The 19,171-nt window shown below is 71.6% G+C and carries 20 protein-coding genes; 10 read left to right on the forward strand and 10 right to left on the reverse strand.

Annotation, left to right across the window (positions count from 1 at the left end; all coding sequences use genetic code 11):
- Positions 1–97: 97 nt before the first annotated feature.
- Positions 98–526 carry a division/cell wall cluster transcriptional repressor MraZ gene (gene mraZ, locus DAA40_RS02800; RefSeq protein ID WP_106848195.1) on the reverse strand — a complete coding sequence of 143 codons (429 nt, stop codon included), beginning with the start codon at positions 524–526 and terminating at the stop codon, positions 98–100.
- Positions 527–839: 313 nt separating this feature from the next.
- Between mraZ and DAA40_RS02805 the strand changes: the two genes are divergently transcribed.
- Genes DAA40_RS02805 through DAA40_RS02815 form a run of 3 tightly spaced genes read left to right on the forward strand, consistent with a single transcriptional unit; the run spans position 840 to position 5,213 of the window.
- Positions 840–1,838, forward strand: coding sequence for a MoxR family ATPase (locus DAA40_RS02805; protein WP_234356214.1), 999 nt, complete (start codon positions 840–842; stop codon positions 1,836–1,838).
- On the forward strand, positions 1,822–2,988 hold the full coding sequence (locus DAA40_RS02810) for a DUF58 domain-containing protein (protein WP_106848197.1): 1,167 nt from the start codon (positions 1,822–1,824) through the stop codon (positions 2,986–2,988). The genes DAA40_RS02805 and DAA40_RS02810 overlap by 17 nt, the downstream gene beginning before the upstream one ends.
- Positions 2,985–5,213, forward strand: coding sequence for a DUF3488 and transglutaminase-like domain-containing protein (locus DAA40_RS02815; RefSeq protein WP_106848198.1), 2,229 nt, complete (start codon positions 2,985–2,987; stop codon positions 5,211–5,213). The genes DAA40_RS02810 and DAA40_RS02815 overlap by 4 nt, the downstream gene beginning before the upstream one ends.
- Positions 5,214–5,305: 92 nt before the next feature.
- Here DAA40_RS02815 and DAA40_RS02820 read toward each other — a convergent pair whose 3' ends face one another.
- The 5 genes from DAA40_RS02820 to DAA40_RS02840 all read right to left on the reverse strand — a co-directional run bounded on the left by DAA40_RS02820 (position 5,306) and on the right by DAA40_RS02840 (position 9,558).
- Positions 5,306–5,722 (reverse strand): DUF3040 domain-containing protein, encoded by a 417-nt coding sequence (locus tag DAA40_RS02820; protein WP_106848199.1) that lies wholly within the window; start codon positions 5,720–5,722, stop codon positions 5,306–5,308.
- 72 nt (positions 5,723–5,794) lie between these two features.
- Positions 5,795–7,090 (reverse strand): DNA polymerase IV, encoded by a 1,296-nt coding sequence (gene dinB / locus DAA40_RS02825; RefSeq protein ID WP_106848200.1) that lies wholly within the window; start codon positions 7,088–7,090, stop codon positions 5,795–5,797.
- Positions 7,080–7,787 (reverse strand): bifunctional 2-polyprenyl-6-hydroxyphenol methylase/3-demethylubiquinol 3-O-methyltransferase UbiG, encoded by a 708-nt coding sequence (locus DAA40_RS02830; protein ID WP_158716192.1) that lies wholly within the window; start codon positions 7,785–7,787, stop codon positions 7,080–7,082. The genes dinB and DAA40_RS02830 overlap by 11 nt, the downstream gene beginning before the upstream one ends.
- 45 nt (positions 7,788–7,832) lie before the next feature.
- Entirely contained in the window at positions 7,833–8,249 is a 417-nt protein-coding gene (locus tag DAA40_RS02835; RefSeq protein WP_106848202.1) for an SAV_6107 family HEPN domain-containing protein, read from the reverse strand.
- Positions 8,250–8,337: 88 nt separating this feature from the next.
- The gene (locus DAA40_RS02840; protein ID WP_158716193.1) at positions 8,338–9,558 is read right to left on the reverse strand and encodes an MFS transporter; all 1,221 of its coding nucleotides are present in this window, start codon (positions 9,556–9,558) and stop codon (positions 8,338–8,340) included.
- Positions 9,559–9,606: 48 nt separating this feature from the next.
- Between DAA40_RS02840 and DAA40_RS02845 the strand changes: the two genes are divergently transcribed.
- The 4 genes from DAA40_RS02845 to DAA40_RS02860 are packed head-to-tail and all read left to right on the forward strand — an operon-like array spanning position 9,607 to position 12,865.
- Positions 9,607–10,104 (forward strand): YbaK/EbsC family protein, encoded by a 498-nt coding sequence (locus tag DAA40_RS02845; RefSeq protein ID WP_106849222.1) that lies wholly within the window; start codon positions 9,607–9,609, stop codon positions 10,102–10,104.
- The gene (locus DAA40_RS02850) at positions 10,101–10,670 is read left to right on the forward strand and encodes a GNAT family N-acetyltransferase (protein WP_106848204.1); all 570 of its coding nucleotides are present in this window, start codon (positions 10,101–10,103) and stop codon (positions 10,668–10,670) included. Before DAA40_RS02845 ends, DAA40_RS02850 begins: the two co-directional genes overlap by 4 nt.
- The gene (locus DAA40_RS02855) at positions 10,663–12,228 is read left to right on the forward strand and encodes an NAD(P)/FAD-dependent oxidoreductase (protein ID WP_106848205.1); all 1,566 of its coding nucleotides are present in this window, start codon (positions 10,663–10,665) and stop codon (positions 12,226–12,228) included. Before DAA40_RS02850 ends, DAA40_RS02855 begins: the two co-directional genes overlap by 8 nt.
- 16 nt (positions 12,229–12,244) lie before the next feature.
- A complete protein-coding gene (locus tag DAA40_RS02860; RefSeq protein WP_234356215.1) occupies positions 12,245–12,865 on the forward strand; it encodes a flavin reductase family protein in 621 nt (206 codons plus the stop codon).
- 102 nt (positions 12,866–12,967) lie between these two features.
- Here the strand turns inward: DAA40_RS02860 and metF are convergent, their stop codons facing one another.
- Positions 12,968–13,855 carry a methylenetetrahydrofolate reductase [NAD(P)H] gene (metF, locus tag DAA40_RS02865; protein ID WP_106848207.1) on the reverse strand — a complete coding sequence of 296 codons (888 nt, stop codon included), beginning with the start codon at positions 13,853–13,855 and terminating at the stop codon, positions 12,968–12,970.
- 57 nt (positions 13,856–13,912) lie between these two features.
- On the opposite strand from metF, the gene DAA40_RS02870 reads away from it, so the two are divergent.
- Positions 13,913–14,998 (forward strand): polyprenyl synthetase family protein, encoded by a 1,086-nt coding sequence (locus DAA40_RS02870; RefSeq protein ID WP_199849474.1) that lies wholly within the window; start codon positions 13,913–13,915, stop codon positions 14,996–14,998.
- Here DAA40_RS02870 and DAA40_RS02875 read toward each other — a convergent pair whose 3' ends face one another.
- Genes DAA40_RS02875 through DAA40_RS02885 form a run of 3 tightly spaced genes read right to left on the reverse strand, consistent with a single transcriptional unit; the run spans position 14,999 to position 15,991 of the window.
- Positions 14,999–15,271 (reverse strand): lycopene cyclase domain-containing protein, encoded by a 273-nt coding sequence (locus DAA40_RS02875; protein WP_199849475.1) that lies wholly within the window; start codon positions 15,269–15,271, stop codon positions 14,999–15,001.
- 23 nt (positions 15,272–15,294) lie between these two features.
- Positions 15,295–15,630 (reverse strand): lycopene cyclase domain-containing protein, encoded by a 336-nt coding sequence (locus DAA40_RS02880; RefSeq protein ID WP_106848208.1) that lies wholly within the window; start codon positions 15,628–15,630, stop codon positions 15,295–15,297.
- A 7-nt stretch (positions 15,631–15,637) separates the two neighbouring features.
- Positions 15,638–15,991: an Rv2175c family DNA-binding protein gene (locus DAA40_RS02885; RefSeq protein ID WP_370430630.1), complete on the reverse strand. Its 354-nt coding sequence runs from the start codon at positions 15,989–15,991 to the stop codon at positions 15,638–15,640.
- Positions 15,992–16,079: 88 nt separating this feature from the next.
- Between DAA40_RS02885 and DAA40_RS02890 the strand changes: the two genes are divergently transcribed.
- Both DAA40_RS02890 and aroF read left to right on the forward strand, forming a co-directional pair.
- On the forward strand, positions 16,080–18,110 hold the full coding sequence (locus tag DAA40_RS02890; RefSeq protein ID WP_106848209.1) for a Stk1 family PASTA domain-containing Ser/Thr kinase: 2,031 nt from the start codon (positions 16,080–16,082) through the stop codon (positions 18,108–18,110).
- 22 nt (positions 18,111–18,132) lie between these two features.
- Positions 18,133–19,164: a 3-deoxy-7-phosphoheptulonate synthase gene (gene aroF, locus DAA40_RS02895; RefSeq protein ID WP_106848210.1), complete on the forward strand. Its 1,032-nt coding sequence runs from the start codon at positions 18,133–18,135 to the stop codon at positions 19,162–19,164.
- The last annotated feature ends 7 nt before the right edge of the window (positions 19,165–19,171 follow it).

Below are 19,171 nucleotides of genomic sequence, written 5' to 3' on the forward strand. Positions count from 1 at the left end.
GGCCCGGTCCCCTCCCGAGCGCCGACCTGGCACCGGGGAAGGTGCGCCAGGGCGACGAGCCGGGCGGAGGCCGCGCCGTACGGCACGTCCGGTCGGCCTACTCCGGGAGGACCAGGTCCTCGGAGAAGTCGACGAAGCCTTGCTCCTGCTCCTCGCTGAACCGTCGCCACGCCTCGGCGTCCCAGATCTCGACCTTGTCGTTCACGCCGACGACCGCGCACTCGCGACCCAGTCCGGCGTACTCGCGCAGCGCTGGCTTGATCACGATGCGCCCCTGCTTGTCGGCCGACTGGTCATCGGCCGAGCCGAAGAGCGCTCGGGCGTAGTTGCGAACGGTGGAGTTGGTCGAGGGGGCCTTGTTCAGACGGGCGGCGATTCGCTCGAACTCCGAACGCGGATACACGAACAGGCAGCGGTCCTGCCCCTTCGTGATCACCATGCCGTCGCTGAGCTTGTCGCGGAACTTCGCCGGCAGCGCCAGACGACCCTTGTCGTCCATCCGCGGATAGAAGTCACCGAAGAACATCCGGCGTCCCCTTCCGCTGCCCTACCGACGCTCCCCACTTTACCCCACTACTCACCACGAGTCACCCTTTCTGACCCATTTCTCGGCCCGATCGGCTGGTTCCGACCACGACGCGACAGATCTCACGTGCCTGCCGCACGCCGCAAAATGGCCTCGTGACCTGCGGGTTCCCCGGCCATCGGTGTCGATGGGGGGCGGGTTGGGGAGAAGTGGGGTCAAAGTGGGGACCTTCTCCCCCGTCGCCGCCAGCGACGGCGGTGGCTCGCTACTACCCTCGAAAAGGGGCCCGTTGCCCCGAGGAGCCGGAGGAATCGTGAGCGTTCACAGCCCGCCGACGCGCCGTTCGCGCCGCCGCGCCGAGGAGTTCGAGCCGACCTACGACGAGGTCCGCTCGGCCGCGCTCGCGATCGCCACCGAGGTCGAGAAGGTCATCTCCGGCAAGCGGGATGTCGTCCGTACCGCCATCGTGTGCCTCCTGTGCGACGGGCACCTGCTGATCGAGGACGTCCCCGGCGTCGGGAAGACGAAGCTGGCGCGGGCCCTCGCGGCCGCGATCGATGGCACTGTGCACCGAGTGCAGTTCACCCCGGACCTGCTGCCCAGCGACCTGACCGGCGTGTCCATCTACGACCAGCGTCAGGGCGCATTCGAGTTCACGCCCGGCCCCTTGTTCGGCAACGTCGTAATCGGCGACGAGATCAACCGCGCCACCCCGAAGACGCAGTCCGCCCTGCTCGAGGCGATGGAGGAGCGGCAGGTCACCGTCGACGGGCAGACCCGTGACCTGCCGCGGCCGTTCATGGTGATCGCGACCCAGAACCCAGTCGAGATGGAAGGCACCTTCAGCCTCCCGGAGGCCCAGCGCGACCGGTTCATGGCCCAGGTCGAGATGGGCTACCCGGACGAGCAGTCCGAGGTCGAGATGCTCGACCAGCACGGCCAGCGCGACCCGCTCGAGAGCCTGCAGCCGGTCTGCTCCTCCGACGAGGTCGCCGCGATGATCACCGCCGTGCGGCAGACTCACGTCGCCGAGCCGATCCGACAGTACGTCGTGGCGCTGGCCCGCTTCACTCGCGAGCACGCGGCCGTACGGCTGGGCGCCTCGCCGCGCGCCGGGCTGCAGCTGCTCCGGGCGGCGAAGGCGCAGGCGGTGCTGTCCGGTCGCGACTACGGCACACCCGACGACGTCCAGCGGCTCGCTCCGGTCGTGTGGTCACACCGGTTGCTGATGGGTGGGCACGACCTGCGCACCCGGCACGCGGCCAGCGATGTCATCAACGAGGCGATCCAGACCGTTGCCATCCCGCGCTGAGCACTCACCGGCTCCGGGCCGCACGAAGGTCACGTTCACCACGCGCGGCAGCAGCATCCTGGCCGCGGCGATCGCGGCCGGCCTCGGATCGTTCGCGCTGGGCGAGACCGACCTGCTCCGGGTGGCGATCATCATCCTGCTGGTCTGCCTCGGCACCTGGCTGATCGCCCGCCTGCTGCCGACCCAGGTGGACGCCGTACAGAGCCCGCACCCCGCCGAGGCCACCATCGGCTCACCCGTGACGCTGCGGGTGGCCACGCGTATCCGCCGGGCGCTGCTGCCGGGCACCGTGGTGTGCCACGACCGGACCAGCACACACCTCGCGCGCGCCGGGCATCTGGCAGTAGTCGGTGACCGCGCCCGCGACGGCATCACGCTGACCTTCCGCACCCAGCCCACCGCGCGCGGCGCCCACGTGGCCGGCCCGCTGGAGGTGACGCTGCGCGACCCCCTGGGTCTGGTCACCACTCGCGTGGTCGCCGACCATCACGCGACCGTCCTCGGGCTGCCGCGGTGGTACGACGTCCACCCCGCGTGGCTGCGGATCAGCGGGTCGATGCCGTTGTATGACGAGCCGGCGCTGGAAGGCGGCATGGACGGGGAGCCGGACGTCGGGCTGCGCGAGCACCGCCCGGAGGACGGTCTGCGCCGGATTCACTGGCGCTCCACCGCCCGCGTCGGACGGCTCATGGCGCGCCTGGACGAGCCGGAGGCCGACCGCACCGCGGTGATCGCCTTCGAGTCCCGCGCACGGCTGCATCGGGGCGGGTCATTCGAGACCACCCTCGAGGTCGCGGCCTCCCTGGGCATGGCGCTGTTGCGCGCGGGGTGGAACCTCCGGCTGATCGACTCGGACGGCGAGCGGCACCCGACCGGCCGCTCGTGGGACACCGGATCGCTGCTGCGCTTCTTCGCGCTCGCGTCGACGACCGGCGGGGATCGCGAGCCGCAGCTGCCCTCCAGCCAGGGGCCGGTCCTGCTGATCACGACCGCACCCCCAGAACGGGGGAACGCCGGGGCCACGAGGATCATCGCGATCGCTGCCCCGGGCCGCACCCCGGTGCACCAGCCCCAGATCAGCTACGTCGGCGGCGCGGCCTCGGTCGCGGACATGCTCGCGAGCCCGCCCCGTACGGAGGCGGCGGTATGAGCGAGCAGCGCTCCGCGCTCACCCACTACCTCGCGCCCCTGGTCGCAGGCGTCGCCACGGTCGCCACCCTCGCCACCATTGGGCCGGTGTTCTCCGACCACTCGTGGCTAACCACGAGCTCTATCGTGGTCCTGATCATCGTCGCCACCGGTATCGTGCTGCGCACGCTGGGACTGGCACAGGCATACGTGAGCATGCTGCAGCTCGTGGTCGGTCTCTACGCCCTGCTGCTACTGACCACCCAGCCCACCATGATCGCCGGCTTCATCCCGTCGGGCGGATCCTTCGGGCAACTGGTCAGCCTGCTCGGCGAGGGGGCGACCACCGCCCGGACCCAGGTCGCCCCGATCCCGCCGACGGAAGGAACCGCGGCGCTGCTGGCGCTGCTGGTAGCGCCGGTCGCGGTGCTGGTCGACGACTCGGCGGTCACCGGACGACCGGCCCTGGCCGGCATCCCACTGCTGACGCTGTTCGCGATCTGCTCGGCGATCGTCCGCCACCCGATCTCGATGTGGCTGGTGATCGTCCCGGTGCTCGCCTTCCTCCTGCTGCTGTGGATCACCGAGCGCGACGAGCATCCCCGGCGCGGCCTTCGGTCCGGTCTGGGCGGTCTCGCGGTCAGCGCGTCGCTGGCCGCGCTCGCCACCGTGGTGGCCGCGGCCGCCACCGTCGTCGTTCGACTGCCGGACGGGGGCGTGTTCGCGGTGTCGGGCAACACCGACCGCAGCCCGAACGAGACGGTGGCCCGCACCACGGACCTGAGCGGGCAGCTGACTCGCGACGAGCCGTTGACGCTGTTCACGGTGCAGACCGACGACCCGGCCCCGTTCTACCTGCGGGCGATCGTGCTGGAGCGCTGGGCCGAAGGTGGCTGGAGCTTCACCAACACCCGCAGCTCCGACATCGACCCCGCCAGCATCCCGCAGGACGCCGGACCCGCCGCCTCCGCCTCCTCGACCTCGACGATCACCGTCGACCAGTACAGCGACGTATTCGTGCCCACCTTCTACGCACCGACCTCGGTGAGCCTGCCCGGTGCGCAGTACGACCCGGGGATGGCGGTCGCCTACACCGACGAGAAGGGCGACCTGGCCGGCCAGAGCTACGAGGTGACCGCCGCGGTGCCGCGGCCGACCTCCGACGAGCTCGCGACGGTCACGCTGCCCGACGGCGGGCTGCCGCGCTCGGTGGAACGCAACCGGCAGGTCCCGGTTGATGTGGATCCCGGGGTGCTGAGCCTTACCGAGCAGGTCACCGCCGGCGCGAGCACGCCGTGGGAGGTGGCCATCGCCCTCGATGCGTTCTTCAACGACCCCGCGCAGGGCTGGGTGTACACCCTGGAGGTGCCCGACCCGGGCCAGATGGACCCGCTCGCCAGCTTTCTCGACAAGCGCCAGGGCTTCTGTGAGCAGTACGCCTCCGCGATGGCCGCGATGTTCCGGATCTCCGGCGTCCCGGCCCGTGTGGTGGTCGGGTACACGCAGGGTGAGTCGATCGACGAGCAGACCTACCAGGTGACCACCGACGAGGCGCACGCGTGGGTCGAGGCCTACTTCGGCGAGGCGGGCTGGATCCAGTTCGACCCGACCCCGATCGGCGACCGCGCGGTGCCGTTGCCGTACGTGCCGAGCGACCAGATCGACCCGTCCGCCGAACAGGCGTCTGCCGAGCAGGCGTCCGCCGAGCAGGCGCCCCCGACCACCGAGGGGCCGGCGGCCGAGGACCCCGCCTCTAGCGAGACACCGGCGGCAGCCGAAGACCAGGCCGCCGCGGAGGACCAGGGCCGGGCGTGGGACATCCTGCGGTGGGTGCTGGTCGGCGTCCTAGCCGCCGCGGTCGTGGCGCTGCCCGGCCTGGTCCGAGCCGGACGCTGGCGCTCCCGGTTGGCCGCCGCAACAGCCGGCGGCCGGGGCGGCGCGCTGTCGGCCTGGGACGAGGTCCGCGAGCTGGCCGGCGACCTCGGCAGCCGACACTCCCGGACGGCGAGCGAGACTGCGCAGGCCCGGCGGTGGGCGGCGGACCTCGGCGTCCGCGGCGAGGACCTGCAGGCTCTCGCCCAGCAGGCCGAGCGCGCTCGGTACGGCGCGGACGAGGACCTGCCGGCAGTGGACGCCCCACTTCGTTCGGTCCGCCAGGAGGTTCGGGCGCGGGTCGGCCGTTCGCGGTGGTGGCGCGCCCTGGCGCTCCCGGCGTTCATCCGGCGGCCGTTCGGCTCGCGCGACTGACGTCTCGTTCGCGGGACTGACCAGCCCACGACAGAAATCAGCCCGGCCAGCAGGCCGGGCTGATTCACAGCGTCGTCAGCGGGTGCGGGGCGCTACTGCTCACCCTCGAACCGGCGCCGCAGCCGCTCCTGCGCCTTGTCGGCCACGCCTCCGTTGGCGCGGCCGCGACTGCTTCCGCGCTGGCCGCTGCGCTTGGAGCCCTTGCCCTGCTTGCCCTGCTTGCCGCGCGTGCCCGGCTTGGCGCCGTTCTGCGTGGCGCGCACCCCCATGGTGCCGCCGGCGAGCATGATGAGGAAGCCGAGGACGCCGACGATCACGTTCTGCAGCCAGACGCCGCCGACCAGCACCGCCAGCCCGACGACGCCCAGCACGATGGCCAGCCGGAGGCTGCCCAGGTTGGCCCGGGGCCGCGTGGTCTTCTTGACGGTCGCGCGGAACTTCGGGTCCTCTTCGTACAGCGATCGCTCGATCTGCTCGAGTACGCGCTGCTCATGCTCGGAGAGTGGCACGGCATCTCCTCGTGGGTGGTCGGTCGCGGCGTGGCAACCGCTAGATAACTAGGATACGAGCGTTCTAGGAAGTTAGGAACCCGGACCCGAATTCTCCTCCGCCGACCGTGGCGGGTCCGGACGCCGGAGGGTCGATGCGGGTTTCAGCGCGCCTCCGCCGAACCGGGCGACGACCGCATCGAGCGCGCGCTCGGCCTCGTGCCAGCGCGGCGTGCGGCCAGGCTCGGGGGCGGCGTCCTCGAGGCTGAGCTGCACCGGCACGCTGCCGGCCTCGACCAGCCCGCCCGCACGCACACCGAGTAGCCGGATCGACCGGCCAGCCAGCCCCCCCCGCTCCGCGCCCCGCCATAGCTCCACGACCCGTGCGTGGATCTCCTGCGCCAGGTCCGTGGGCCGGTCGATGGTGACATCGCGGGTGTAGGTCGCAAAGTCGGCGGCCCGGAGCTTCAGTCCGATCGTCCGCGACTGGAGTTGCTTGGCCCGCAGCCGCCGGGCCACCTTGTGCGCGAGCCGCGCCAGCTCGGACTCGACCTGCGCGTGCCCGGAGAGGGTGTGGAAGTAAGTGTGCTCGGCGCTCAGCGACTTGTCGACCCGTTCGGGCGCGACTCGGCGCGGGTCGTGCCCCGACGCCAGGGCGACCAGGTGATCGGCCTGCGCCCTGCCCAGGTTGCTGACCAGGGTCTGCCGGCGGGCGTCGGCGACGTCCCCGACGGTGAACAGCCCGAGCCCCTCAAGCCGCGCGGTCGCCTTCGGGCCGATGCCCCACAGCGCCGACACCGGCAGGGGCCGCAGGAACTCGACGGTCTGCGCCTCGGGGACGACGAGCATGCCGTCCGGCTTGCACCTGGTGCTGGCGATCTTGGCCACGAACATCCGGGCCGCCACCCCTACCGAGCAGGTCAGCTGCAGCTCGTCGGAGATCCGGCGGCGGATCTGCCGGGCGATCGCGCGGGGCCCGCCCAGCAACCGCACCGCACCCGATACGTCCAGAAAGGCCTCGTCCAGCGACAGCGGCTGCACCAGCGGGGTGATGTCGCGCAGGATCGCCATGACATCGGCGGACGCCGCACCGTAGTCTTCGTGCCGCGCCGCGACGACGACGGCGTTCGGGCACAGCCGCAGCGCTTTGGCCATCGGCATCGCGCTGCGCACGCCATACGCGCGCGCCTCGTAGCTCGCGGAGGCGACGACCCCCCAGCCGCCGGCGCCGCCGACCACGACCGGTCGCCCGCGCAGCGCGGGGTTGGCGCGCACCTCGACGCTGACGAAGAAGGAGTCCATGTCGACGTGCAGGAAATGACAGCCGGTGTCGTCGACGTCCCGCTGGTCGACCGGCCCGATGCGCTCCTGGTCTGCGCTACGCCCCATGCTCATCTCGGACGGCGATCAGGTGCAGCAGCGGGGCCACCTGCGCGAGCACCGGGTCGGCGGCAAGCCGCTCGCCAAGAGCCCGTGCGGCGGCCGTGCCCGCCTCGGACGGGTTCAGCTCGCCGATCAGTCCGACGCCGCGCAGCCGCCGGACGGCGAGCCCGGCCTCCTGCAGCATGCCCGTGAGCTCGGCGGCATCGAACCGGTGACCGGTCTGGGCGGTGTGCGCGCCGTCCAGGGCCGCCTCCGCCTCGTCGAAACGCCCGGCGATCACTCGGCTCAGCGCCGCCCCGGCACGGTTGGCGGCGACCACGCTCAGCATGCCGCCGTCGGCCAACGTGCTGGCTGCTGCACGCAGGGTCTGGACGGGTGAGTCCACGAACTCGAGCACGCGGTGGCACAGCACCAGGTCCGCCGAACGTTCGCGGATCGACTCTGCGAGATGGTCCAGATCGGCCACCCGGCCGGCCACCCGATCGCCGACGCCCTCAGCCTGCGCCCGGCGGGCGAGCGTGGCCAGCGCATCATTGCTGTGGTCGAGGACCTCAACGGTGTGCCCGTGACAGGCCAACGGCACGGCATACCCGCCGGTGCCGCCACCGAGGTCGAGCACCCGCACCGCGCGATCCCCGACGGCCTCGCGCAGCGTGGCGAGGACGGCGTCGTCGTTGGGCAGTGCGCTGGTCGGTGCGGACATCGAGGCTCCTGGTCTGCGTGGACGACGGTCGCCTTCGATCATCCCTTATTCGCTGGCCGCGCGCGCGAGGCGCCTGGTGCGACGGCGCAGCAGCAGCCCGCGCACCTCGTGGGTGAACCGGTCGGCGTCGCGCAGCAGGTCGTCGGCCAGCCGCTGGGTGATCCCACCGGTCGCATCGCCCTGGCTGCGCAGCCGCACGCACGCCCGGGTGGTCGCTGCGAAGAAGTCCGCCCACTCGCGCAGCTCGGGCGCACACCGGGCCACGAGCGTCCACACCGACTGGGCCCGTGCGCCCCGGACCCGGTCGGGGCAGCCGGCCAGCACTGCGGACGCCGCGCGCACCGCGGCCACGCTCGCCCGTTCGAACCGCTGCTCGGCGTGCTCGGTGGCCTGGGCCTCGGCGATCGCCCGCCAGGCCTGCGCCAACAGCTCACCGGAGCCGGTCTCATCCGCGATGCTCATCTCAGCCTCCCGTAGCCTGCCCATTGATTCGAACATACGTTCGAGGTCTGGTGCTGTCAATCCGATGGTGGCAGGGAGGTCCGACAGATCACCGCGCGGCGGCCCGCGGCGCCCGGTCGCGGGAGCTGATCGCGAAGGCCGCCGCCGACGCCGCGATGAGCGAGGACAGCGCGAAGGCCCACTGGTAGCCGTAGTGGTCGACGACGAAGTTGACGGCGATCGGCCCCAGGACGACGCCGACGTCGCCCGCGATCTGATAGGTCGCCAGCACCGATCCCCGGCGTCCCTTCGCGACGTCCCCCGCCACGGCAGCCGGTCCGACCACCTGCATCGAGGCGCCGACGCCGCCGATCACCATCGAGACGAAGAACAGCCACAGGCTGGACTGCAGGGCCAGCAGCCCGAGCCCGAGAGCGGTCAGCGCGGCCCCGACGATCATCGCCGGGCGTCGTCCCCACTGGTCCGACAGCCTGCCCGCGGGACCGAGCATCAGGCCATTGGCGGCCGCGAAGACCGCCAAGCCGTAGCCGGTCATCGACTCGCCGCGCATCAGAACCTCGGTGACGAACAGCGGGATGGCGGCGGTGCGCACCGCGTAGGACCACATCGCCGAGAAGTTCGCGACAGTGGCCGCTCGGAACAGGCGGTCGCGCAGCGCCTCGCGGGCTCCCTCGTCCAGGATCTGATCCGGCTCATCGGAGGCTCCCGATGCGTCCTTGATCCGGCGGCGGCCGCCGAGGGTGGAGAAGGTGATGGCCGCTGCGACGGCGAGCGTCCCGGCATAGAAGAAGAACGGCAGCCGGGAACTGATCTCGGCCATCGGACCGCCGATCGCGGGGCCGGCCATGCCCCCCAGCAGGAAGCCGCCCTGATAGATGCTCATCGCGCGGCCCCGGATCTGCGACGGGACGCGGGCCGCGAGCACGGATGCCGAGGCGATCGTGAACATCGCCGAGCCGATCCCTCCGGCGCCGCGCAGGCTCAGCAGCTGCCAGTAGCTCTGCGAGGCACCTGCCAGTGCGCTGGAGACCGCCACGATGACCAGGCCCGCGCCGAGTACCGGCCGGGCGCCGAACCGGTCCACGAGTTTGCCGCCCCCGAAGGCGGTGGTGAGCCGCGCGAGCGCGAACATGCTGATGACCAGCGCGGCGAGGGTGCGGGTCACCCCGAAATCGCGCGCGAAGACGGGGATCGCCGGCGCGACGATGCCATAGCCGATCGCTACACAGAAGGCCACCGACGCGAGGATCCAGACCTCCCGAGGAAGCGGGGTGCGCTCGGTCGCGGGAACGCCGTCGCCATGGCTCACCCCGGGCCCCTCTCTCGCCAACTCGCCGCGATCAGCAAAGATAGCCCTATGCCCGTCCCCACGCCGCACTCGCTCGCCGACCACCCCGCGGTGTCCCGGGTCCGCGCCGCCCTCGGGCAGCACGGCGTCCGACCCGAGATCACCTACTTCGACGAGTCAGCCAAGACTGCGGCGCTCGCCGCGGCACAGCTCGGCATCGAGGTGGGGCAGATCGCCAACAGCCTGGTCTTCGACGCCGAGGGCGAGCCGCTGCTGGTGATGACCTCAGGCGCGCATCGGGTCGACCTCGGCAAGGTGGCGGCCCTCACCGGCCATCGCAGGATCGAGCGTGCCGGCGCCGCCTTCGTCAAGCAGCACACCGGCCAGGCAATCGGCGGGGGGGCGCCGGTGGGACACCCGGCGCCGGGCCGCACCCTCGTCGACGAATGGCTGGCCCGCCACGAGGGGATCTGGGCCGCAGCCGGTCACGCGCACACCGTCTTCCCGACCTCCTTCGAAGAGCTCGTCCGGGTCACCGGGGGTACGCCGGCGGACGTCGGCGCGTGATCGGCTGGGCTCGGCGCAACCGGGGACCCGAGATCCGCCAGCTGAGCATCACGGAGTTCCAGCGGCTCTTCCCGGTGGCCTTCCGGATCTTCGCTGAGGCCATGGGGTACCCGGACAGCTACATCGAACCTCGGATCCGGCTGGCGACCTCCCAGCTGGCATACCCTTCGCTGCTGGCCTTCGGCGCCTTCGACGGCCGTGGGCGGCTGGTCGGCTTCGCCTATGGGTACCGGGCGCAACCCGGTCAGTGGTGGGCCGACGAGGTCGCCCGCGCCCTCGAGCTGCCCGCCTCGGACCGCTCGCGCGACTGGCTCGCGGACGCCTTCGAGCTCTGCGAGATCCACGTCTCGCCCCACGCCCAAGGCCACGGGCTCGGGCGAGCGCTGCTGCGCGCGATCACGGGCAGCCAGCCGGCCCGCGTCATCATCCTGTCGACCCCCAGCGGGCTAACGAAGGCCGCCCGCCTCTACGCGGCAGAGGGCTACCGATCGGTGGCGAGCTCCTTCCACTTCCGTGGCGACCCACGCCCGTTCGAGATCCTGGCGAAGGCGGTACGTGATGACTGAGCGCGACGTTGTGGTGATCGGGTCGGGCCACAACGCGCTGGTCGCAGCCTGCTACCTGGCCCGCGCCGGGCTGGACGTCGAGGTGATCGAGCGGGACACCGTCGTCGGAGGCGCGGTGTCGACCGTCGAGCGCTTCCCGGGCATCCGCATGGACCGCGGTTCGAGCGCGCACATCATGATCCGGCACACCGGCATCGTCGACGAGCTCGAGCTGGCCCGCCACGGGCTGCGCTATGTGGACATGGACCCGTGGGGGTTCGTGCCGGCGCGCGGCGAGGCGGCGGCGATCAGCTTCTGGACGGACGTCGACCGCACCTGCGCCTCGATCGAGCGGGCCTGCGGGCCCCGGGACGCCGCGGCCTACCGCAGGTTCGTCGCGGAGTGGCTGCCGCGCAACCGGGTCGTGTTCGACTTCTTCCAGCAGGCCCCGACGTTGCCTCGGCTGGGCACGGCGATGGCCTCGCTCGCGCGACTGTCCCGAGGTCGGGTGCGCGGCATGGTGCGGGAGCTGCTCGGCTCGGCCGACGCGATCCTGGAGCACTACTTCGAGGACGAGCGCCTGCGGTCGGCCCTGGCCTGGATGGCGGCGCAGTCCGGGCCGCCGTCCCACGAGCCGGCGACCGCCGACCTGCTCGGTTGGCTCGCCATGCTGCACGTGTGCCCGCCCGGTCGGCCGGTCGGCGGCTCGGGCGAGCTCACGCAGGCGATGGCTCGGGCGCTGGCCGCGCACGGGGGCACGCTGAGCACCGGGGACCCGGCAGTCTCAGTGGAGCCGGACGCCGGCCGGCTCCGGGTCACCCTGGGCTCTGGTCGAGCCGTACGCTCCGCCCAGGTCGTCAGCGGAATCCACGTGTGGACGACGGCGCAGCTGATCGCCCAGACCTGTCCCCCGGCAGCCGAGCGGCTGCAGGCGACCGCGCGGCCCGGGAACGGGATCGGGATGGTGCTGCGGCTGGCGACGACCGCTCCCCCGCGGTACGCCGGGGATGACGATGGCCTGGCGCATCGCTCGATGGCGCTGCTGTGTGACGACCGGGTCGAGCTCCGCCGCTGCTACGGCGAGTTCCTGGCCGGCCGCGCACCGTCGAACCCTGCCGCGCTGGTGATGTGCCCGACGGTCGACGACCCGTCCCTGGCGCCCGACGGCATCCACACGGTGACCGTCTGGGGGCAGTGGCATGCCTACGCGCTGTCCGATGAGTCGTGGGAGACGATCGGCGCCCGGGAGGCCAAGAAGCTGATCGACGTCGTCGAGCGGCACGCCCCCGGCTTTCGCGCGTCCATCGTGCACACGCACGTCCAGACGCCGGTCGACATCGAGACCGAGATTGGGATGCACCGCGGCAACGTCATGCACCTGGAGATGACTCTCGACCAGATGTTCAGCCTGCGCCCGACCGCCGTCGACTCGTCCTACCGGGTGGCAGGCGCGCCCGGGCTCTACCTGACCGGCGCGTCCACCCACCCCGGTGGCGGCGTCTTCGGCGCGAGCGGACGCAGCGCCGCCAGGGCCGTGCTGGCCGACCGGCGACTCGGCCGCCGCCGGCTGCCCGCCTGAGCCTTACGATCGAGGCATGGCAGCAATGCAGCGCAGCGAGTTTCGACCCGACGACCTGGACACCAACGGGTCCTACCACCTGATGACGGCGACGATCATCCCTCGCCCGATCGCGTGGGTGAGCTCGCGCTCGGCCGACGGCGTCGACAACCTCGCGCCGCACTCGTTCTTCACCGTCGCCTCCGCCGACCCGCCGATCGTGCAGTTCACCTCGGTGGGCCGCAAGGACACCCTCAACAACGTCGAGGCCACCGGAGAGTTCGTGGTGAACCTCGCGCCCGAGGACATGTTCCACGCCATCAACGACTCCGCCACCAACTACCCGCCGGGGATGAGCGAGTTCGACGAGCTGGGCATCGAGCGCGAGGCGAGCCGGTACGTCGGCCCGCCGCGGGTCGCCGGGTCGCCGGTCTCGATGGAGTGCCGGCTCGTGCGCACCGTCCCGGTCGGCAACTGCACCGTCGTGTGGGGTGAGGTGCTGTGCTTCGCCCTCGACGTGTCGAAGGTGGACCTCAGCCGCGAACGCCGTCCGCACCCTCGGGCTCTCGACCTCGCGCCGCTGGCTCGTCTCGGCAAGAACGAGTGGTCGACGCTGGGGCGGATCCTGGACGAGCCGCGCAAGAAGTATGAGGGCTAGCCTCGCCGGCCCGGTTATCCGCTCAGCGGCGGCCGCCAACGACGGTGCGCCGAGTACCTGTCGGCAGAACTGCACAGCGAGGTCCGGCGGTGCACGTCGACGTCAGCCAGAGCGCAGGTTGGCGTAGATCTCGCGGGTGGCCTTCGAACGGTTCATCGTGATGAAGTGCAGCCCGGGAGCGCCCTCCTCGAGCAGCCGCGCGCACATCTTCGTCGCGCCGTCGATCCCCAGTGCCCGCACCGCCGCCCGGTCGTGGGCGACGCGTTCGAACTGGGCCGCCAGCGCAGCCGGGAAGGGCGCCCCGGACAGCTTCGGCGCGCGCTCGATGGTGCCCATCGACAACACCGGCATCACGCCGGGGATGATCGGGACGTCGCAGCCGAGCGCGGCGATCCGGTCCCGCAGGCGCAGGTAGTCCTCGGCCTCGAAGAACAGCTGGGTAATGGCGAAGTCCGCGCCCGCGCGCACCTTCTCCACGAACCGCCGCGCGTCGGTCTCGATGTCACGCGAGCGGGGATGCTTGTGCGGGAAGGCCGCCACGCCGACGGTGAACTCGCCCATCTCCTTGATCAGCGAGACGAGCTCGTGGGCGTACTCGATGCCATCGGGATGCTTGATCCACTCCCCTTCGGGGTCACCGGGCGGGTCGCCGCGTACCGCGAGGATGTCGCGGACCCCGCCCGCCGCGAAGTTGCCCAGCAGAGCACGCAGTTCGCTCACCGAGTGGTCGACGGCGGTCAGGTGCGCCAACGGCAGCAGGGTCGTCTGGGCGGCGATCCGGTCGGTGATGCGGACGGTCCCCTCTCGGGTCGACCCACCCGCCCCGTAGGTGACGGACACGAACGACGGATGTAGCTTCTCCAGCTCGCGAATCGCCTCCCACAGCTGGATCTCCGAGGCCGCGTCCCGCGGCGGGAAGAACTCGAAGGAGAAGGTGGGACCGGCTGCCAACGCGTCGCGGACGGTGCGGTGTCGAGCGTCGGTGAGCATGCCGACCAGGATAGCCCGCGCCCGCCGGGCCTTGGTGACAGGGAATACTGGCTCATCGTGAGCCCCGCAGCATCCCGACCCCTCGACCTCGCCGACGTCCGACGTCGTATCGATGACGCGTTGTCTGCGGGGTTGCGCGACCGCGCCGACCACCTCACCGCGCTGGGCGTCGACCTGGTTCCGGTCGCGGACGCTCTTGTCGGGTTCTGCCAGGGCGGAAAGCGCATCCGGCCGCTGTTCGGCTACTGCGGGTGGCGCGCGGCCGCCGGGGACCAGGAGGACGACGCCGTGGTGCGCGCCGTCAGCTCACTCGAGCTCGTGCAGGCCGCAGCGCTCGTGCACGACGACATCATTGACGAGTCCGACTCACGCCGCGGCAGGCCGAGCGTGCACCGGGCCTTCGAGCAGCAGCACCGCAGCGGAGGGTATGCCGGCGACGCCGCCAAGCACGGGGTGGCGACGGCGATTCTGATCGGCGACCTGGCTCTCATCTGGGCCGATGCCCTGGTGCAGGCCGCGGGTCTGGACGACGCGGCCCTCCTGCGGGTCCGCCACGACCTGGACCTGATGCGCATCGAGGTGATGTCGGGGCAGTATCTCGACGTGCTCGAGCAGGCCCGGCCGGCGCCCCCGGAGCAGGCCGAGGAGTCCGCGCTGCGGGTCGCGGAGCTGAAGTCGGCGTCGTACACCGTGGCGCGCCCGATGCTCATCGGCGCGGCCATCGCGGACGCCGGCCCGGACATCCGCGCGGCGTACGCGAGCTTCGGCCACCACGTGGGCATCGCGTTCCAGCTTCGCGACGACCTGCTCGGCGTCTTCGGCGATCCCACCGTCACCGGCAAGCCCGCCGGGGACGACCTGAGGGAGGGCAAGCGCACGGTGCTCGTCGCGCGCGCCCTCCAGCGGCTGGGCGACCGCGCCGCAGATGTCATCGACGGCCTCGGCCGGCCGGACCTCGACAGCGCGCAGGTCGACCGGCTGCGCGATCTGCTGATCGACAGCGGCGCCCCCGCAGAGGTTGAGGCGCTGATCGAGGAGCACTCTGCCGCGGCCCGTGCAGCACTCTCCCGCGTAACGCTCGACCGCGAGGGTCTGGGCGCCTTGGACGAGATGGTCGACGCGGCCACCGCCCGCGCCCACTAGCTACGTCCGGGCACCCAGCCGGCTCCAGACGGTCAGTGCTGAGAGCACCATCCCGAAGCCGAACCCGATGTCCTCGACCGGCGCGTTGGCCACCCGAACGCCCAGGTGCACCGACGGGTCGTAGGTGACGATGGGGATGCCGGTCAGCAGTCCGTTCATCACCAGCTGGAAGAACAGGATGATCGCGTACGCGACCCAGAAGTGCAGCCTCGTGACCAGCCGCTGCCCAGTGGCGTAGCGGTCCAGCAGCACCGCCGCGAGGATCGCTATCACAGCACCGGTCGTATACGGCAGCATCAGCGCTCACCCGGCCACACGCCGGTGCGCCACCGCTCGAGCGTCACGCGCACCGCCTCGTACCCGAGCATCGCGCAGGTCGGGACGACGACGAAGAACGCGACCTCCTCCACCGGGAGACCCCACAGGCGCGGCCCCATGGTCAGCTCCTCGCTCAGTGCCCACCAGCCGCGAGCGGCGGCGACGATGTCCCAGGCGAGGAAGGCCACCCCGGGGATCAGCGACAGGAGCAGCCGCCGCGGGGAGCGCAGTACCCGCACGCCGGGCCAGGCCTCCAGCCAGGCTGCCGCGGCGAAGGTACCGAGCAGGATGACGACGTAGGTCCAGTGGCCCACGGCAGTCTCAGAAGGCCAGCGCCTGTGCGCGCCGAGAGACCTCTCGGTGCAGCTGGTGGTGCAGTGCCCAGGCCGGCGTGCCGCCGAGCGTCTCGTCCTCGCGCAGCAGCCAGTCGACGGCCTCGGCGTCGTCATAGCCACCGTCCCGCAGCAGGGTGATCACGCCGCGGAGATACTTGGAGACCTCGCCGTCCTCGATGAGCGCGGCCGGGACGCGGGGCCCTGCGCTGGATGGGACAGCGAGCAGGCCGCCCTCCCGGAGCAGCGACTTGACTGCGGGCACGTCGACGCCCAGCTCGGCAGCGACTTCAGACATGGTCAGCCATTGCGTGGCTTGCGCGGGGCGGTGCTGATTGCTCACTCCTCAACCCTGCCACGTGCTCTCCCGCGGTCGCCACGCGGCCGCCGATCCCGCGGATCTGCGCCGGTGCGACGTAAAATCGGGCCTCGTGAGCTCGACCACGCCTGATCAGATGGTCGGCGTGCTTCTCGATGGTCGCTATCGGGTCGAGCGCCGGCTCGCCAGCGGCGGCATGTCCCAGGTGTACGTCGGGCACGACGACCGACTGGACCGCCCGGTCGCGATCAAGGTGATGAACGCCGAGCTGGCCGCCGACCCCGCCTTCATCGCCCGGTTCACCCGCGAGGCGCGCGCGGCGGCACGGATCTTGCACCCCAATATCGTCACGGTCCACGACCAGGGCACCGACGATCACCACGGGGCGGTCTATCTCGTGATGGAGCTGGTCCGCGGGGGGACCTTGCGCGACCTGCTGCGCAAGCAGCACACCCTCACGGCGGGCGAGGCGCTGGCGATCATCGAGCCGTTGCTCACTGGGCTGGCGGCCGCGCACGCCGAGGGCCTGGTGCATCGCGACATCAAGCCCGAGAACATCCTGATCGACCGCGCGGGCCGGGTGCTGATCGCGGACTTCGGGCTCGCGCGTGCCGTTGCCGAGAGCAGCCACACGACGCAGTCCGGCAAGGCCGGCGCCGTCTTCGGGACGATCGCCTATCTGTCTCCCGAGCAGGTCACCAAGGGGTACGCCGACGCCCGCAGCGACGTCTACGCGGTCGGCATCATGCTCTACGAGATGCTCACCGGGCAGCCGCCGTACATGGGCGACAACGCCGTATCCGTGGCCTACCGGCACGTCAACGACGACGTGCCGCCGCCGTCCGAGCTCAACCAGCAGGTGCCCGGCCTGGTCGACGACCTCGTCATCGCCGCGACCACCCGCGATCAGCTCGCCCGTCCGGCGGACGCCGGGCAGATGCTGCGGATGGTGCGCGAGGCACGCGGCGAGCTCGACCTGCGCGATGTCGCCGTGCCGCCGGTGGAGCCGCCGAGACCGATCGATGCTGGGCCGGAGGACGACCCCGACCTCGACCATGGGCTCACCGCCCACGTGGACGCGGCGGGGCGGGTGAGTGGTACCCGGCCACAGAGCCGGGCCGGCTCGGCGTCCGAGGCACCGGGGACGCCTCCGCTCGCGCTTGACCAGCGGCTCTCCGAGGACACCGCGGCCGGCGCCGAGGAGGACGGCGGCGCGACGCCGATCCGTGCCCGCGCCCGGGGCCGTCGCCGTTGGCTGCTGCCGCTGAGCCTGCTGCTCGTCGTCGGGCTGCTGGTCGGGGCCGGCTTCTGGTGGATGCAGTACGGCCGGTGGACCAACGTCCCGGACTTCAGTCAAGCGCGCGGGGAGGAGGAGATCTCACGGATGGCGCAGGACGCCGGGGTCGCGGTCTCGCTCGACCCGCCAGAGTTCTCCGAGACCATCGCCAAGGACTCCCCCATCGAGATCTCCCCCGAGCCGGGCGAGCGGGTAACCCGGGGCACGACGATCAGCATCACCCTGTCGAAGGGACCGGAGCGGTATGTCATCGACGAGGGCTGGGTCGGCCAGCCCTCCGAGCAGGTGCTCTCCGACATCGAGGCGCTGGCCGGCGACCGGATCGTCGTGGAGTCCGCGGAGGCCTACAGCGAGACCGTGCCGGCCGGGTCGGTGGCCCAGCTCCAGCCACCCCCGGGAACCGAGCTCAAGCCCGGCGAGACGCTCACCGTGACGGTCAGCAAGGGTCGCGAACCGATCCCGCTCCCGGACGTCACGGGCACGGACCCGGACGCCGCCGTGCAGGCGCTGATGGACGCTGGGTTCAGCCCCACCGTGAGCCCCACCCAGGAGTTCTCCGACGAGACCGCCGGGACGGTGGCGCGCACCGACCCCGCCGCCGGCACCAAGCTCCAGCCGGGTGCGAACGTGGCGGTGACGATCGTCGTCTCCAAGGGACCGGACCTGGTCACCGTGCCGTCCGTGAAGGGCGCGACGACGGACGACGCGACCGCCACCCTCCAGGAGGCCGGGTTCAAGGTCGAGGTCAAGACCGTCTTCACTACCCTGGGACTGGTCGCCGACCAGTCCCCCGCCGGCGGCACCCAGGCCAAGCGCGGCTCGACCGTGACGATCACGGTCGTCTGAGCCGCCCGACGAGAGGAACCCCATGGTCATCGTGCTGGCGCCCGGCGCCGACGAAGCCGTCATCGAGGAGATCAAGCAGATCGTCGGCGAGGCCGGTGGCGAGGCGTTCATCTCCAAGGGCGTGAGCCGCACGATCATCGGCGTCGTCGGCAATGCAGGAGTCCTGGAGGCCCTCGAGGCGCGCGACCTCACCCAGCACGCCGGGGTGCATGAGGTGCTTCGGGTGACCACGCCGTACAAGCTGGTCTCGAAGGAGAACCACGCGCAGACCTCCACCGTGATGGTCGGCGACGTCCCGATCGGCCCGGCCACGGTCACCCTGATCGCAGGACCGTGCGCGGTCGAGACCCCGGAGCAGACGCTCGCCTCGGCGAAGCTCGCCGTGACCGCGGGCGCCACGATCCTGCGCGGCGGCGCCTACAAGCCGCGCACCTCGCCGTACGCCTTCCAGGGGCTGGGCGTGGCCGGGTTGAAGATCCTGCAGGAGGTCGGGCAGGAGGTCGGCATGCCGATCGTCACCGAGGTGATCGACGCGGCGGACGTCGACGTGGTCGCCCAGCACGCCGACATGCTGCAGATCGGCACCCGCAACATGCAGAATTTCTCACTGCTGCGGGCCGCCGGCGCGGCCGGCAAGCCGGTGCTGCTCAAGCGCGGCTTGACCTCGACCTACGACGAGTGGTTCATGGCCGCGGAGTACATCGCGCAGCGCGGCAACCTCAACATCGTGCTGTGCGAGCGCGGCATCCGTACCTTCGAGCCGTCGGTGCGCAACACCCTCGACGTCAGCGCCGTGCCGATGGTGCACGGCCTCACCCATCTGCCGGTGATCGTCGACCCCTCGCACGCCGCCGGACGCCGCGACCTGGTGCTCCCGCTGGCGCGGGCGGGTCTGGGTGCCGGCGCCGACGGTCTGATCGTCGATGTGCACTCCAGCCCCGAGCAGGCGCTGTGCGACGGTCCGCAGGCGCTGTTCGGCGACTCGCTCACCGAGCTCTCGCAGGTGATGGCCACCTTCCCGGCGTTGCTGGGCAGGGCGCAGCCGCAACGCTAGCCCGCGC

The sequence above is a fragment of the Blastococcus sp. Marseille-P5729 genome (assembly GCF_900292035.1).
Taxonomy (GTDB): Bacteria; Actinomycetota; Actinomycetes; order Mycobacteriales; family Antricoccaceae; genus Cumulibacter.